Below are 14,899 nucleotides of genomic sequence, written 5' to 3'. Positions count from 1 at the left end.
AGCCAGCCGCCCGGTCCGCCGCCGCCCCCTCCCCCGGTGTCCGACGTGATCGACGCGCTGCGCGCCTCGGCCGAGAGCGCCAACCGGCTGGCCGCCACCTCGTCGGGTTATCGGGCCGGACTGCTCGCCTCGATCGCGGCGTCGTGCACGGCGTCGTACCTGGTGGCGCTGGTCCCCGGGGGCCCGTCGATATGACCTCCGGCAGGGACGCAGACAACGCCGCGCTGTCCGACGCGCTGGCCGTCGAGCACTCGACGATCTACGGCTACGGCCTGGTGTCGGCGCTGACGCCGCCCAGCGTGAACGGCATGGTGGTCGAGGCTCTCGACCAGCACCGGCAGCGGCGCGACGACGTCATCGCGATGCTGAACGCCCGCAAGGTGACCCCGCCCGTGCCCGCCGCCGGGTATCAGCTGCCCATGGTCGTGGGCAGCGCCTTCGACGCCGCGCGGCTGGCGGTGCGCATGGAGAACGACGGCGCGACGGCCTGGCGCGCGGTCGCCGAGCACGCAGAGACGGCCGCCGACCGCGCGTTCGCCTCGACGGCCCTGACGCAGAGCGCGGTCATGGCCGCCCGGTGGAGCAAGCTCCTGGGCGCGTGGCCGATCACCTCGAGCTTCCCCGGCGGCAACGAGTAACTGGTCGTCGGCTTCAGTGCACGGCGGGAGCGACGAGACCGGACTGGCACAGCGCGGCGTCGACGAAATCCTGGACCGGTCGCGAGCGGAAGAAGCCGGTGTGCGCGCCGTGGTACCAGACGATCTCCGGCCGGTCCCAGTGCTCCCACAGCCGCAGCACCTGTTCGCGAGGGTTGACCAGCCGGTCGGCCAGCCCGCCGTAAATGAAGCGACCGCTCTTCGGCACCCGCGGGGTCAGCGACAGCGGTGAGACCATTCGCCCGAGGGGCCGCGCGCGCTCCAGTGTGTGGGTGCGGGGATCGTCGTCGCCCAGACCGCCGTGGCCGCCCAGCACCTCGATCAGGTCGGCCACCGGCACCCCGAGCACCGCGCAGGTGAGGCCGTCCTCGACGCCGGCGACGAGCGCGGTGACGTAGCCGCCCAGCGACATGCCGTTCAAACCGATCGAAGATCCGGGCTCCTGCGAGCGGATCCACGAGATCACCCGGCGGATGTCCCAGACCGATTGAGCCGCGGCGTGCACGTCGTCGAGCAGGTCCTGGCCGGGGAATGCGGCGCCCTTGTTCTTGCGCGGGCCGTGGAGCGGCAGCACCGGCAGCACGACGTTCAGGCCCAGGTCCTCGTGCAGATGCCAGGCCCGGAACAGCCTCAGGTCCACCGCGCCGCGGCCCATCAGGGCGCCGTGCACGCACACCACCCAGGGCCGCGGTTCGCGGTGGCGCAGCAGCAGCGCGCGCACCCGGCGGTTCGGGGCGTAGCCGAGCCAGCGCTCGCGGCCGGGTTCGCCGGGGTGCGGCTCGTAGCCGCTGTCAAAGGCGATGCGCCGCAGGGTCCGTCGCCGGATTTTCACCGGCGCCACTGCGACGTCGGTCGGCGGCGGCGGGGCGGCGAAGAACCCCTCCGGGCTGTCCAGCCAGCCCCGCCGGCCATAGAAGTCGAGGGCGGCGGTGACTTCGCGGTCGACTCGGTCGGCGGCGTCCGCCTCGCCCACCGGGAGGAACACCCGCATGCCGAGCAGCACGAGCTCGTCGTGGAACACCTGCCGGGCGACCGCGATGGTGGGCCGCGCGATGGGTAGCTCGGCCGGATGGTCGTCGTCGTGCGTCTGGGACAGGAACGCGCGGGCCCGGATGAAGGGGGTGGCGACGTCGGCGGGGCGGGCCAGTCGACGCTCCCGGCCCCTGCGGCTCGTGGTTTCAGCCATCGTGCGAGGTTAGCGCGCCCCCGCACGGCACGCGGGCGACCCCGAGGCGCGCGACACCGCGCGACGGGCTGTGACCGCGGTCACAGCGGAGTAATTTGTCCCCAGAGCGCGCCACCGGTTCGGCGCGGGACACCGAAAGCCGGGGTGAACACCATGACCGCCGCGACCCTCGACGACTCCGAACTGGACAAGTGGGATCCCGAGTTTCTCCAACTCGCCGGACGCGTGATCGGCCCGCTCGCCAAGCTGTGGTTCCGCGCCGAAGTGCGCGGGCTGGACGCCATGCCGCCGACCGGCGGCGCGCTGTTGGTGTGCAACCACTCCGGCGGCGCGATGACGCCGGACGTCGCCGTGCTGGCCCCGGCCTTCTACGCGAGGTTCGGCTACGGCCGGCCGCTGTACACCCTGGCGCACTACGGCCTGTTCAAGACGCCGTTGGCCGGCCCGCTGCGCAGGATCGGCGTGATCGGCGCTAGCCGCGAGAACGCGGCCGAAGCGCTGCGCTCGGGCGCCGTGGTGCTGGTGTTCCCGGGCGGCGACTACGACTCGTACCGGTCCACGTTCGCCCAGAACGTCATCGACTTCAACGGTCGCCGGGGATACGTGCGCACGGCCGTGGAATGCGGCGTGCCGATCGTGCCCGCCGTCTCGATCGGCGCCCAGGAGACCCAGCTCTTCCTCACTCAGGGCGCCCGGCTGGCAAAGCTGTTGCAGCTGCACCGGATACGCATGGACATCGTCCCGTTGACCTTCGGCTTCCCGTTCGGGCTCACCTCGACCATTCCGGCCAACTTCCCGCTGCCGTCCAAGATCGTCACCGAGGTGCTCGAGCCGATCCACATCGCCGAACGCTTCGGGCACGACCCCGACGTCGACGAGGTCGACGCCCACGTGCGCGGGGTCATGCAGCGCGCGCTCGACCGGCTGGCGCGGCAGCGGCGGTTCCCGGTGCTGGGCTGACGGGCCGCTAGCCCGCGAGGGCCGCCGCGATGTCGCCGGCGAGCGAGGCTCCGGCGGTCAGCTCGCGGGTCTCGCCGGTGAACCGGTCGCGCAGTTCGACGACACCGTCCGCCCAGCCCCGGCCCACCACGACAATCCTTGGCACGCCGAGCAATTCGGCGTCCTTGAACTTCACCCCGGGAGAGGCCTGGCGATCGTCGAGCAGCACGTCGACGCCGAGCCGGTCGAGTTCGTCGGCGAGCGCGACGGCCCCCTCGCGGGCCTGCGCATCCTTGTTGGCGATCACCACGTGCACGTCGAACGGGGCGACGGATGCGGGCCAGCGCAGGCCCAGCTCGTCGTGGTGCTGCTCGGCGATGACCGCCACCATGCGCGACACGCCCAGGCCGTAGGAGCCCATGGTCAGCCGCACCGGCCTGCCGTCCTCGCCGAGCACGTCGGCGGTGAAGGCGTCGGTGTACTTGCGGCCGAGCTGGAAGATGTGGCCGACCTCGATCCCGCGCGCCGACACCAGCGGCCCGGCTCCGTCGGGTGACGGGTCGCCGTCGCGCACCTCCGCGGCCTCGATGGTGCCGTCGGCGGTGAAGTCACGCCCGGCCACCAGCCCGACGACGTGGCGGCCCTGCTCGTCGGCCCCGGTGATCCAGCTGGTGCCGTCGACGACCCGGGGGTCGACGAGGTAGCGAACACCGTTGTCGCGCAATGCCTTCGGGCCGATGTATCCCTTCACCAGGAACGGGTACCGGGCGAAGTCGGCGTCGTCGAGCAGCGCGTACTCGGCCGGTTCCAGCGCGGCGCCGAGCCGCTTGTCGTCCACCTCGCGGTCACCCGGCACCCCGATGGCCAGCAGTTCCCAGTCGCCGCCCGGCTCGCGAACCTTGAGCAGGACGTTCTTCAGCGTGTCCGCCGCGGTGACGGGGCGGTCGAGGGCCCCGTTGGCCCACTCGACCAGGGTGGCGATCGTGGGGGTGTCGCCGGTGTCGTGGACGACCGCCTCGGGTTGGCCATCAATGGGTTTGGCGTCCGGGCGGGCGGTGACGACCGCCTCCACGTTGGCGGCGTAGCCGGATTCCAGGCACCGCACGAAGGTGTCCTCGCCGACGGGGCTCTCGGCCAGGAACTCCTCGGACGCGCTGCCCCCCATCGCCCCCGACACCGCGGAGACGATGACGTAGCGGACTTGCAGCTTGTCGAAGATGCGCTGGTAGGCCTCCCGGTGCGCGTGATAGGCGGCCTTGAGTCCGGCGTCGTCGACGTCGAAGGAGTAGGAGTCCTTCATGATGAACTCCCGCACCCGCAGGATGCCGGCCCGCGGCCGGGCCTCGTCGCGGTATTTGTTCTGGATCTGGAAGAGCAGCAGCGGGAAGTCCTTGTAGGAGCTGTACTCCCCCTTGACGGTCAGGGTGAACAGTTCCTCGTGCGTGGGGCCCAGCAGGTAGTCGTTGCCGCGGCGGTCCTGCAGGCGGAAGACGCCGTCGCCGTATTCGGTCCACCGGTTCGTCGTCTCGTACGGCGCGCGCGGCAGCAGGGCCGGGAACAGGATCTCCTGGCCCCCGATCGCGTTCATCTCGTCGCGGACGATGGCTTCGATTCTGCGCAGCACCCGCAGCCCCAGCGGCAGCCAGCTGTAGAGCCCGGGCGCGACCGGCCTGACGTAGCCCGCGCGAATCAGCAGTTTGTGGCTGGGCACTTCGGCGTCGGCGGGGTCGTCACGCAGGGTGCGCAGGAAGAGCTGGGACATCCGGGTGATCACAGCGGGCCAGCCTAGCGGCGAGCGCGAGCGCGGCGGAGGCGGGCGCGGCGGCTCGCCGCCATAGGCCAGCCTGCTCGGCGCGGGCACCGAGCCTGCGATGAGCGTCTCGAGCCTGAACACAGGTCGCGATTCGGCCGCCAGACACGAGCTGAGCGCAGGATCGGTGCACTGGCCGCAGTCTCGGCGGGCCGTTTCAACTTCTGCGCTTCGGCTCAGGTTCTCCTCAGCCCCGAGAGCTACCTTCCCGCTCATGGGAACGACCCGTACCGGTGCGGGGTCCGCCCATCGCGGCGGCCCCCCGATGGCCGCGCTGGCGGCCGCGCACTTCCTCGAAGTCCTCGGACTCCTCTATGGCGCAACGGTTCTCCTCAGGTTTGCGCGCGCGCACCCGGGCCACGGCGCGGGGCTGCCGACGCTGCTCCTGCTGATCGCGGCGGCCGCGGTCGGCTGGCAGGCGACGCGACTGCTCGCCGGCCGGCGCCGCCTGACCGTGACGGGGCTGGCCGTGCACTCGGCGATCCTGATCGGCGCGATCGCGCTCGCCACCCAGCGGCCGGCCGCCGGTCTGGCGGGAGTCGTCGTGGCCGGCGGCGCGCTGGCGGCCTGGGGGCGGCTGGGCAGGCCGGAAGCGTCAATGGAGCCCAGCGCGGCGTCGCAGGCGCGGCCGGCGCAGAGCGGATCGTCGGCGCGGCCCGCGCTCACCGGCACCGTGCTGGTTTTGCTGACGTCGGCGCTGGTTTTGGCCGCGCTCAGCGTGCGCAGCGGGATCGTCGTCGGGATTGTCGTCCTGGCGGTCATTTTCGTTCCGCTCGAGCGATTGTTCGCGCTACACCCGCGCCGGGTCCTGCGCGCGGGCTGGCGCACCGACCTCGTCCACTATCTGGTGAACGGGGCCGCGCTCAATGTCGGGATCGTGGTGGCGGTGGCGGTCGGCGGCACGGTGCTGCGGGCCTTCGTTCCGCCGCCCTTCCGGGCGGCGATCGCCGCGAGCCCCGGCTGGGCACAGATCGCCGCCGGGCTGGCGATCGCCACCGTCGGCAGCTACGCGGGACACCGTGCAGCGCACGAGGTTCCGCTGTTGTGGCGCTTCCACCGTGTGCACCACAGCATCCGTGAAATGGACTGGCTGGCCGCCAGCCACCTGCACCCGCTCGACCAGATATTCATGCGCTCCACCGCGGTGTTGCCGCTGTACGCGCTCGGATTCGGCCGCCTGGGCCTCGGCGCATTCGTCGTGCTGCTCACCCTGCAGGCGATCTTCATCCACGCCAACGTGCGGCTGACGTTCGGTCCCCTGCGCTGGGTGATCGCCACCCCGCAGTTCCACCACTGGCATCACGCCCGAGAACCGCGGGCCTACAACTCCAATTACGCCGGCGAATTCCCCGCCCTGGACGCGCTGTTCGGCACGCTGTATTTCCCGGTGGGGCGCTGGCCCGCGGAGTACGGCATCGACGCGACGGAACCGCAGGGGTACGTACGGCAGCTGCTCTGGCCGCTCGCCGGCTCGAGGGGCTAGATCTCCCCGGCGTCGATGGCTTCCTTGACCTCTTGGGCGTGGGCGACCTGTTCGGGCGTGTAGCCGATCAACAGCGCCGCCGCGCCGACGATGACGGCGACGCCCGCCACCCACAGCAACCCGTAGGTGTAGCCCTTGTCCAGCGCGTGCAACTGGGCCTCGTGCATGAACTTCACCGGTCCGGTGGTGCCGCCCATGTACAGCGTGCGCGACGTGATCACCGCCTGGATGACGGCCAGCACCAGTGGGCCGCCGAGGCTTTGGGCCATGAGCGCTATCGCCGAGACGGGTCCGATCTGGTCGAAGCCGACACCGGCGATGGCCGACAGCGTCAACGGGACCACGCAGATGCCGATGCCGATCCCGCCGACCACGATGGGCGCCACCAGGTTCGGGAAGTAGGCGACGCCGCGGTGCATGAAGAACGAGCCGTACAGCATCGCCCAGAACAACAGGATGCCGCCGCCGATCGTCAGCACCCTCGGGGAGAACCGCGACACCAGCTGGGAGGAGATACCCAGGCCGATACCCATCGCGATGACGAAGGGAATGAATCCGACGCCCGCGCGTAAAGCGCTGTAGCCGAGGATGTCCTGCACGTACAGGCCGATGCACACCGTCAGGCTGAACATGAGGCCGCCGGCCAGGAAGATCGCGGTGAATGTCACCAGCCGGTTCTTGTCGCGAAACAGATGGAAGGGGACGACCGGGTTCTCGGCCGTGCGCTCCACGACGATGAAGGCGAGGGCGGCGGCCATCGCCACCGCGCCCGAGCCGATGGTGGTGACCGACACCCAGCCCTTCTCGGGCCCCATCGAGAAGGCGAACACGGCGGCGGTGCACGCCAGGGTGGCGAGCATGGCGCCGGTGGCGTCAAGCTTCATCCGCTCGCGGTTGGTTTCCCGCAGGGCGGTGCGCGCGAGGTAGATCATCACCAGGCCGATCGGCACGTTCACCAAAAAGGCCAGGCGCCAGGAAAATTCGGTCAGCGCCCCGCCGACCACCAGGCCCATGACCGAGCCGATGGCCGTCATCGCGGCGAATACCGCGGTCGCGAAGTTGCGCGCCGGTCCCTTCGGGAAGGTGGTCGCCACCAGCGCCAGGCCGGTCGGCGAGGCGATCGCCGAGCCCACGCCCTGCAGTAATCGGGCGATGACCATGGTCGCCTCGTCCCACGCGACCGCGCAGAGCACCGAGGAGATGGTGAACAGCGCGACGCCGACGATGAAGGTGCGCTTGCGCCCGATCGTGTCGCCGAGGCGGCCGCCGAGCAGCATCAGCCCGCCGAAGGTGAGCACGTACGCCGTGATCACCCAGCTGCGGCCGGCGTCGGAAAGGCTCAGGTCGTTCTGGATCTTCGGCAGCGCCACGATGGCGACCGTGCTGTCCATGGTCGCCAGCAGCTGCATCCCCCCGATGGCGATGACGGCCGCGATGAAGCGGCGCGACGGCAGCCAGGCCGGGTAGTACTTGCTGAGGCGAGCTGGGGCGGTCTCCGCCGGCGGCGACGAGCGCACCGCGGACGGACGATCGGGGCGCGCTGACGTCCAATTTTGGGCAGCACGCTCTGCGTCGTTGAGAGCCGTCATAATGGGTTACCTTACAGTAATCTTAAGAATCGTTTAAACCCCGAGCGTCGCGAAGACCCACAACCGGGCCGATCACGACGATCGCCGGAGGTCGAATACCCTCTTCTCGGATCTTCTCCGGCGTGTCGGCCAAAGTCGTCTGCAAAACGTGCTGCGCGGGCGTCGTGCCGTGTTGGACCACCAGGACGGAAGTATCCGCTGGTCGGCCGCCTTTCAGCAGGGCGTCGACGAACAATTCGATGCGTTCGACGGCCATCAGCAAAACGATGGTTCCGGAGAGCGCTGCCAAAGCGTTCCAATTCACTAACGATTCGGGGTGCTCGGGTGGCAGATGCCCGCTGACCACCACAAACTCGTGGTTCATCGCCCGATGGGTCACGGGAACACCGGCCAAAGCGGGCACACCTATGGCACTCGTCACACCTGGCACCACGGTCACCGGAATCCCAGCCTCGACGCACGCGAGCACCTCTTCATAACCGCGCGCGAACACGAACGGGTCGCCGCCCTTGAGGCGCACCACGAAGCGGCCGGAGCGGGCGCGATCGATCATCACGTCGTTGATGGCGTCCTGCGCCATCGCCCGGCCGTAGGGGATCTTGGCGGCGTCGATCACCTCGACGTGCGGCGGGAGCTCGGCGAGCAGTTCGGGTGGGGCGAGCCGATCGGCGACCACCACGTCGGCGTGGGCGAGCAGGCGTCGGCCCCGCACGGTGATCAGCTCGGGGTCGCCGGGCCCGCCGCCGACCAGGGCGACGCCGCCGCGCACGACGTCGGGGCTGGCCTGGCTGTCCGGCGCCTCCGGCGTGATGACGCCCGTCTGCAGCGCCTCCCGGATGGCCGACCGGATCGCCGCCGACCGGCGGTGCTCGCCGCCGGCCAGCACGCCGACCGACAGCCCCGCGTAGCTGAAGGACGCCGGGGTGACGGCCGTGCCCTCGACCGCGATGTCGGCGCGCACGCAGAAGATGTGGTTGCGCTCGGCCTCGGCGACCACGGCGGCGTTCACGTGTGGATCGTTGGTGGCGGCGATCGCGTACCAGGCCCCGTCGAGGTCACCGGGACGGTATTCGCGCAGCGACAGCGTGATGCCGCCCATCGCCTCGACCGCCGGGGTGGCGCTGCGCGACACCACGTGAACGTCCGCGCCGCTGGCGATGAGCAGGGGCAGGCGGCGTTGCGCGACATTGCCCCCGCCGACCACGACGACCTTCTTGCCGGCCAGCCGCAATCCGGCCAGATACGGGCTCTCGGTCACCCGGCAAGCCTAGTAGGCGGCGTTAGATACGCGGCCGGGCCGCAGCGGCGTGGGCGACGAAACGCGCCACCGCCTCCGGCGCCGCGGCTGGATGGGTGTGCAGGTACGAGGCGTGGACGCCGCGATGCACCGCTCCGTCCCGGACGCTGTCGTCATTGCCGCGGTAGACCCAGGCGGGCTGGTAGGTCTCGGTGAAAGTGACTGCCGTGCGGTGAAATTCGTGCCCCACCGCGCGTTGCCCGGCTTCATAGAGCGGCGACTCGGCGACCGCGACGGCGTCGCGGTATGCCAGCGTGAGGTTCGGGGTGAACCGTGCGGATCCGGACAGCGCGCCGCACATCGGATGGCCGTCGAGCTCGTCGACGAGGTAGATGAGGCCGGCGCATTCGGCATGCACCGGCGCCCCCCGGTCGGCGAGTTCGCCGATCTGGCGGCGGACGACGTCGTTGGCCGACAGCTCGGCGGCGAACTGCTCGGGAAAGCCACCGGGCAGCAGGACCGCGCCGGTGCCGTCGGGCAACGCGTCGACGAGCGGGTCGAACTCGGCCACGTCGGCGCCCGCCGCGCGCAGCAACTCCGCGTGTTCGGCGTAGCCGAAGCTGAAGGCCCGTCCCGACGCCACGGCCACGGTGATCCCCGGCCGAGGGGCGTCGCCCACGGCGCCCGCGGGATCCCACGCCGGGCCGTCGGGCCGGCTTGCGGCGCTCGCGGCGACGGCGGCCAGATCGACGTGGCGGGCGACCAGGTCGGTCATGGCCTCGACGGCGAGTCGCGCGCGACGGCCGTACTCGACGGCGGTGACCAGCCCGAGATACCTTGTGGGCAGCTCTAGTTCGGCGTTGCGCGGGATGGCGCCGAGCACGGGGACGCCGGCCTGCTCGCACGCCTGGCGCAGCACCCGCTCGTGCCTGCCCGAGCCGACGCGGTTGAGGATGACGCCGGCGAGCCGGGTACCGGCGTCGAAGGTGGAGAACCCGTGCAGCAGAGCCGCGATGCTCTGGCTCTGCCCGCGCGCGTCGACCACCAGCAGCACCGGCGCGCCCAGCAGGCCCGCGACGTGCGCCGTGGAACCGGGGGCGGGTGTGGCCCCGGTCGATTCGATGCGTCCGTCGAAAAGCCCCATCACGCCTTCGATTACGGCGATATCGGCGCCGCGCGAGCCGTGGGCGTAGAGCGGGCCGACCAGCCGCTCCCCGACCAGCACGGGGTCGAGGTTGCGCCCCGGCCGCCCGGCGGCCAGGCCGTGGTAGCCGGGGTCGATGAAGTCGGGGCCCACCTTGAACGGGGCGACAGTGTGGCCCGCCCGTCGCAGCGCGCCGATCAAACCCGTTGCGACGGTGGTCTTTCCACTGCCCGACGCCGGGGCCGCGATCACGACGCCGGGAACGGCGCTCACGGGACTGCCCCGCTGGGCGAGCGACCGCAGAATGCCGCGATTTGCGGCGTGTCGGTGTGCTGACACGCTCGCTCGCGAGGAGAGCCGGGAACGCTCACCACTCGATGCCCTTCTGGCCCTTGCGCCCGGCGTCCATCGGGTGCTTCACCTTGGTCATCCCGGTCACCAGGTCGGACGCGTCGAGCAGCCGCTGCGGGGCGTCTCGCCCGGTGATGACGACGTGCTGATGGCCGGGCCGAGACAGCAGCGTCTCCACCACCTCGTCGACGTCGATCCAGCCCCACTTGAGCGGGTAGGTGAACTCGTCCAGGACGTAGAAGTCGTGGCGCTGCGCGGCGAGCCGGCGCGCGATCTCGGCCCAGCCGTCGGCGGCGGCGGCCGCGTGGTCGACCTCGCTGCCGGCCTTACGACTCCAGGACCAGCCGGCGCCCATCTTGTGCCACTCGACCGCCCCGCCCACGCCCCGCTCGTCGTGCAGCCGGCCGAGGTGGCCGAAGGCCGCCTCCTCGCCGACCTTCCACTTGGCGCTCTTGACGAACTGGAACACCGCGACGTCCAGCCCGGCGTTCCATGCCCGCAACGCCATACCGAACGCCGCGGTCGACTTCCCCTTGCCGTCGCCGGTGTGCACCGCCAGCACGGGGGTGTTGCGCCGCGCCCGGGTGGTCAGCCCGTCGTTCGGGACCTGCGTCGGATTTCCCTGCGGCATGGGCTGCGCCTCACGCCGCCCCGCGCACCGCGCGGGCCAGGTGGTCGGCGTGCAACTCCTCGAGCCGCACGGCGGGCGCGCCCAGCCGGCGGGCGAGCTGGCCCGCCAAACCCAGCCGCACATAAGACGTTTCGCAGTCCACCACGACGGCGGCCGCGCCTTCGGCGGCCAGGCGCACGGCGGCGACGCGGCTGCGGCCCAACGGGTCCGGCCCGGCGGTGGCCCGCCCGTCGGTCAACACCACCACCAGGGGTCGCCGCGTGCGGTCGCGCGCCCTCTCCCGGACGATCAGTTCGCGCGCCGCCAGCAGGCCCTCGGCCAGTGGCGTCCTGCCGCCGGTGTCGAAACGCGCGAGCCGCCGGCCGGCGATGTGCGCCGACGACGTCGGCGGCAGGAGCAACCGCGCCGCGTCCCGGCGGAAGGTGATCACCGCGACCTTGTCGCGGCGCTGGTAGGCGTCGCGCAGCAGGGACAGGGCGGCGCCGCTCACCGCGGCCATGCGGTCACGGGCGGCCATGGAACCGGATGCGTCGACCACGAAGATCACCAGGTTCCCTTCCCGGCCCTCGCGGATGGCCTTGCGGATGTCGTCCGGCCCGGGCCGCAGCGGCCCCGCCCCGGCCCGTTCGGCCGCCGACAGGAGGGTGGCGAACAGGTGCAGTCCGCGCGCGCCCGCGTCGGTGCCGTCATCACCCTGGGAGGCCGCCACCACCCTGCCGGTGAAGTTGCGGGCGCGCGACCGCCGTCCCGGTGCGCCGTCGCCAACACCCGGCACGGTCAGCGCGCGGGCGCGAAACGTCCGCGCCGGCGGCGCGCTGGGCCTGGTCTGGGGCGGCCTGGCCGTCGACGAATTCTGTTGCGGATCAACATCGTCGGCCGCCTGTCCGCCGCCGGGCGGGTCGGGATCGGGCTCGGGTGGCGGGTCCTGTCGGCCGGCTTGCGCCAGCGCCTGCTCCAGCTGGTCGCGGTCGATGCCCGGGTCGTCGAACGGGTCGCGGCGGCGGCGGTGCGGCAGGGCCAGTTCGGCCGAGACGCGAATGTCCTCTTCCTCGACGGTGGCCGACCCGCGCCAGGCGGCGTGTGCCGCGGCCGTGCGGGCCACCACCAGGTCGGCCCGCATCCCGTCGACGTCAAAGGCGGCGCACAGCGCCGCGATGCGGCGAAGCTCGTTGTCCGGCAGGACGACACGGTCGACCAGCGCCCGCGCGGCGGCGATCCGCCGGGCCAGCTCGGCGTCGGCGTCGGCGTAGCGGTCGGCGAACCCGTCCGGGTCGGCCTCGTAGGCCATCCGCTGGCGGATCACCTCGACCCGGACGTCGACGTCGCGCGAGGCCCGCACGTCGACGGTGAGGCCGAACCGGTCGAGCAGCTGCGGGCGCAGTTCTCCCTCTTCGGGATTCATGGTGCCGATCAGCACGAACCGCGCCTCGTGCGAGTGCGAGATGCCATCGCGCTCGACGTGCACCCGCCCCATCGCGGCGGCGTCAAGCAGCACGTCGACCAGGTGGTCGTGCAGCAGGTTCACCTCGTCGACGTACAGGACGCCGCCGTGCGCGCGGGCCAACAGGCCCGGCGAGAACGCGTGCTCGCCGTCGCGCAGCACCCGCTGCAGGTCCAGCGAGCCGATCACCCGGTCCTCGGTTGCCCCCAAAGGCATTTCGATGAGGGCGCCTTCCCCGGTCGCCGCCGACAGCAGCGCGGCGAGCCCCCGCACCGCCGTCGACTTGGCGGTGCCCTTCTCGCCGCGGATGAGCGCGCCGCCGATCTCCGGGCGCACGGCGCACAGCAGCAGCGCGAGCCGCAGTTGCTCCTGGCCGACGATCGCGCTGAACGGGTAGGGCTTCACGGCAGCTCCCCCGGACCGGAATCGCGCCCGCCCGCCGACGATGCGGGCCGCGGATCGGCCTGGGAAGGGGGCGGGCGATGCGGTTTGAGCATCGGCACATGCGGGATGCCGTCGTCGATGAAATCGTCTCCCGCGCGGACGAATCCGTGCTGGGCGTACATGTCGGCGAGGTAGGTCTGCGCGTCGATGCGGCACGGGTAGTCGCCCACCTCGGCCAGCGCGGCGCGCAGCAGCCGGGTGGTGTGCCCCTGGCCGCGCGCGCTGCGCTTGGTGCACAGCCGGCCGAGCCGGAACGCCTTCTCCCCGCCCGCGTGCTCCTCCATCAGGCGCAACGTGCAGATCACCTCACCGTCCGGCGTCTCCAGCCAGAAGTGCCGCGTCTCCGCCAGCAGGTCGCGACCGTCCAGTTCCGGGTACGGGCAGGCCTGCTCCACGACGAACACCTCCACCCGCAGCTTGAGCAGCTCGTAGAGCGTCCGGGCGTCGAGGTCCTTGGCCCACACCCGACGCAGAATTTCACTCACGCCGCGGCTCCCAGTTTCAAAGCCCTTGTCCCCCAGGACCAAACCTCGTCGTACAGCTCTGGCTCACGGGACAGCTCGACCCCCAGCGACGGCACCATCTCTTTCAGCGTGGGCAGCCAGGCCCGGTAGCGGTCGGCGAAGCACCGCTGCAACACCTCCAGCATGGCCGCCACCGCGGTGGATGCGCCCGGCGAGCCGCCCAGCAGGCCGGCGATGCTGCCGTCGGCCGAACCCACCACGACGGTGCTGAAATCGAGCACGCCGCCTTTTCGCCGGTCCCGCCGGATCACCTGAACCCGCTGCCCGGCCACCGTCATCCGCCAATCGGAAGCCGTTGCGGTGGGGGCGAATTCGCGCAGCACGCGGATGCGGTCGGGCTCGGAGAGCCGCAGTTGTGCGAGGAGGTAGTTGACCAGCGTCACCTGGGTGACGCCGACGCCGAGCATCGACACCACATTGTCCGGCTTGACCGACCGCGGGAGGTCGGTGACGTGGCCGTGTTTCAGGAACTTGGGCGACCAGCCCGCGTACGGCCCGAACACCAGCCACGACTTGCCGTTGACGAAACGCAGGTCGAGGTGCAGCGCCCCCAAGGGTGGCGCGCCCGGCGCGGGCGCGCCGTACACCTTCGCCCGGTGCGCCGCGGTGAGTTTCGGGTTACCGGCGCGCAGGAACCGGCCGCCGATCGGGAAGCCGGCGTATCCCTTCACCTCGTCGATGCCGGCCCGCTGCAGCAGCGGCAGCGCGTCGCCGCCCGCGCCGACGAAGACGAATCTGGCGTTCAGGCGGTGCCTTTGGCGGGTGCGGCGGTTGGCGATGAGCAAAGTCCAGCTGCCGTCGCGCTGGCGGGTGAGGTCGCGGACCTCGTGACCGAACAGGGCGGTCGCCCCGTCGCGCAGGCAGTAGCCGACGAGTTGCCGTGCCAGCGCGCCGAAGTCGACGTCCGTACCGTGGGCCGCCCAATTGAGCGCCGTGGGCTCCGAGAAGTTCCGCCCGGCGGCCATCAGCGGCAACCGTCGGGCGAACTCGTCGGGGTCGTCGATCAGCTCCATGCCGGCGAACAGCGGGTTGTGCGCGAGCGCCCGCTGCCGCCGCCGCAGGAAGTCGACGCCCCGTTCCCCACGCACGAAGCTGACGTGCGGGATCGGGTTGACGAAGCGGCGGTCGGTGAGGATGCCGTTCTCCACGGCGTACGCCCAGAACTGGCGGGTCACCTGGAACTGCTCGTTGATGCGGACGGCCTTGGTGATGTCGATCGAGCCGTCGGGCTGCTGCGGGGTGTAGTTCAGCTCGCACAGCGCGGAGTGCCCGGTGCCGGCGTTGTTCCACGGGTCGCTGCTCTCGGCGGCGACGGCGTCGAGCCGCTCGACGATCGTCATCGACCACCCCGGCTCCAGCCTCCGAAGTAAGGCCCCCAGCGTGGCGCTCATGATGCCCGCGCCCACCAGCACGACGTCCGCCCGCGCGGTGGTGGCTCGTTCGCCCGTCAGCGGCACCGGTTCG

12 protein-coding genes and 1 pseudogene are annotated in these 14,899 nt (G+C 71.5%); 4 read left to right on the top strand and 9 right to left on the bottom strand.

What is annotated here, in order from left to right:
• Both GPY60_RS15580 and GPY60_RS15575 read left to right on the top strand, forming a co-directional pair.
• A pseudogene (locus GPY60_RS15580) lies at nt 1-195 on the top strand (hypothetical protein); the annotation flags it as partial.
• Nucleotides 192-638 (top strand): ferritin-like domain-containing protein, encoded by a 447-nt coding sequence (locus GPY60_RS15575; protein WP_156688570.1) that lies wholly within the window; start codon nt 192-194, stop codon nt 636-638. The pseudogene GPY60_RS15580 and the gene GPY60_RS15575, both read left to right, overlap by 4 nt.
• Before the next feature lie 13 nt (nt 639-651).
• Here the strand turns inward: GPY60_RS15575 and GPY60_RS15570 are convergent, their stop codons facing one another.
• Nucleotides 652-1,842: an alpha/beta hydrolase family protein gene (locus tag GPY60_RS15570; RefSeq protein ID WP_197283689.1), complete on the bottom strand. Its 1,191-nt coding sequence runs from the start codon at nt 1,840-1,842 to the stop codon at nt 652-654.
• Between the two features lie 153 nt (nt 1,843-1,995).
• On the opposite strand from GPY60_RS15570, the gene GPY60_RS15565 reads away from it, so the two are divergent.
• Nucleotides 1,996-2,802: a lysophospholipid acyltransferase family protein gene (locus tag GPY60_RS15565; protein WP_156688569.1), complete on the top strand. Its 807-nt coding sequence runs from the start codon at nt 1,996-1,998 to the stop codon at nt 2,800-2,802.
• 7 nt (nt 2,803-2,809) lie between these two features.
• Here the strand turns inward: GPY60_RS15565 and GPY60_RS15560 are convergent, their stop codons facing one another.
• On the bottom strand, nt 2,810-4,555 hold the full coding sequence (locus tag GPY60_RS15560) for a proline--tRNA ligase (protein WP_156688568.1): 1,746 nt from the start codon (nt 4,553-4,555) through the stop codon (nt 2,810-2,812).
• Between the two features lie 250 nt (nt 4,556-4,805).
• Here GPY60_RS15560 and GPY60_RS15555 point away from each other — a divergent pair, with 250 nt between their 5' ends.
• Complete coding sequence (locus tag GPY60_RS15555) at nt 4,806-6,074, top strand: sterol desaturase family protein (protein WP_197283688.1); 1,269 nt, start codon at nt 4,806-4,808, stop codon at nt 6,072-6,074.
• Here the strand turns inward: GPY60_RS15555 and GPY60_RS15550 are convergent.
• From GPY60_RS15550 to mqo, 7 genes are all read right to left on the bottom strand, one after another.
• Entirely contained in the window at nt 6,071-7,663 is a 1,593-nt protein-coding gene (locus GPY60_RS15550) for an MFS transporter (protein ID WP_156688566.1), read from the bottom strand. The two genes, GPY60_RS15555 and GPY60_RS15550, sit on opposite strands and share 4 nt — an antisense overlap.
• A gap of 22 nt (nt 7,664-7,685) precedes the next feature.
• Entirely contained in the window at nt 7,686-8,921 is a 1,236-nt protein-coding gene (cobA, locus tag GPY60_RS15545; protein WP_156688565.1) for a uroporphyrinogen-III C-methyltransferase, read from the bottom strand.
• 22 nt (nt 8,922-8,943) lie between these two features.
• Entirely contained in the window at nt 8,944-10,317 is a 1,374-nt protein-coding gene (locus tag GPY60_RS15540) for a cobyrinate a,c-diamide synthase (protein WP_156688564.1), read from the bottom strand.
• Nucleotides 10,318-10,411: 94 nt separating this feature from the next.
• Nucleotides 10,412-11,026 (bottom strand): cob(I)yrinic acid a,c-diamide adenosyltransferase, encoded by a 615-nt coding sequence (gene cobO, locus GPY60_RS15535; RefSeq protein WP_156688563.1) that lies wholly within the window; start codon nt 11,024-11,026, stop codon nt 10,412-10,414.
• A gap of 10 nt (nt 11,027-11,036) precedes the next feature.
• A complete protein-coding gene (locus tag GPY60_RS15530; protein WP_156688562.1) occupies nt 11,037-12,872 on the bottom strand; it encodes a VWA domain-containing protein in 1,836 nt (611 codons plus the stop codon).
• Nucleotides 12,869-13,396, bottom strand: coding sequence for a GNAT family N-acetyltransferase (locus tag GPY60_RS15525; RefSeq protein ID WP_156688561.1), 528 nt, complete (start codon nt 13,394-13,396; stop codon nt 12,869-12,871). Before GPY60_RS15525 ends, GPY60_RS15530 begins: the two co-directional genes overlap by 4 nt.
• Nucleotides 13,393-14,886, bottom strand: coding sequence for a malate dehydrogenase (quinone) (mqo, locus tag GPY60_RS15520; RefSeq protein ID WP_255457247.1), 1,494 nt, complete (start codon nt 14,884-14,886; stop codon nt 13,393-13,395). The genes GPY60_RS15525 and mqo overlap by 4 nt, the downstream gene beginning before the upstream one ends.
• Between the last annotated feature and the right edge of the window lie 13 nt (nt 14,887-14,899).

This window comes from Mycobacterium sp. Marseille-P9652, assembly GCF_902652685.1.
Lineage (GTDB): Bacteria > Actinomycetota > Actinomycetes > Mycobacteriales > Mycobacteriaceae > Mycobacterium.
This window is presented reverse-complemented; position numbering and strand designations above follow the sequence as displayed.

Excerpts from the sequence above, each read along its gene's own strand:
- GPY60_RS15575 (WP_156688570.1), top strand. The coding sequence starts at position 192 with ATGACCTCCGGCAGGGACGCAGACAACGCCGCGCTGTCCGACGCGCTG.
- GPY60_RS15570 (WP_197283689.1), bottom strand. The coding sequence starts at position 1,842 with ATGGCTGAAACCACGAGCCGCAGGGGCCGGGAGCGTCGACTGGCCCGC.
- GPY60_RS15565 (WP_156688569.1), top strand. The coding sequence starts at position 1,996 with ATGACCGCCGCGACCCTCGACGACTCCGAACTGGACAAGTGGGATCCC.
- GPY60_RS15555 (WP_197283688.1), top strand. The coding sequence starts at position 4,806 with ATGGGAACGACCCGTACCGGTGCGGGGTCCGCCCATCGCGGCGGCCCC.
- GPY60_RS15550 (WP_156688566.1), bottom strand. The coding sequence starts at position 7,663 with ATGACGGCTCTCAACGACGCAGAGCGTGCTGCCCAAAATTGGACGTCA.
- cobO (WP_156688563.1), bottom strand. The coding sequence starts at position 11,026 with ATGCCGCAGGGAAATCCGACGCAGGTCCCGAACGACGGGCTGACCACC.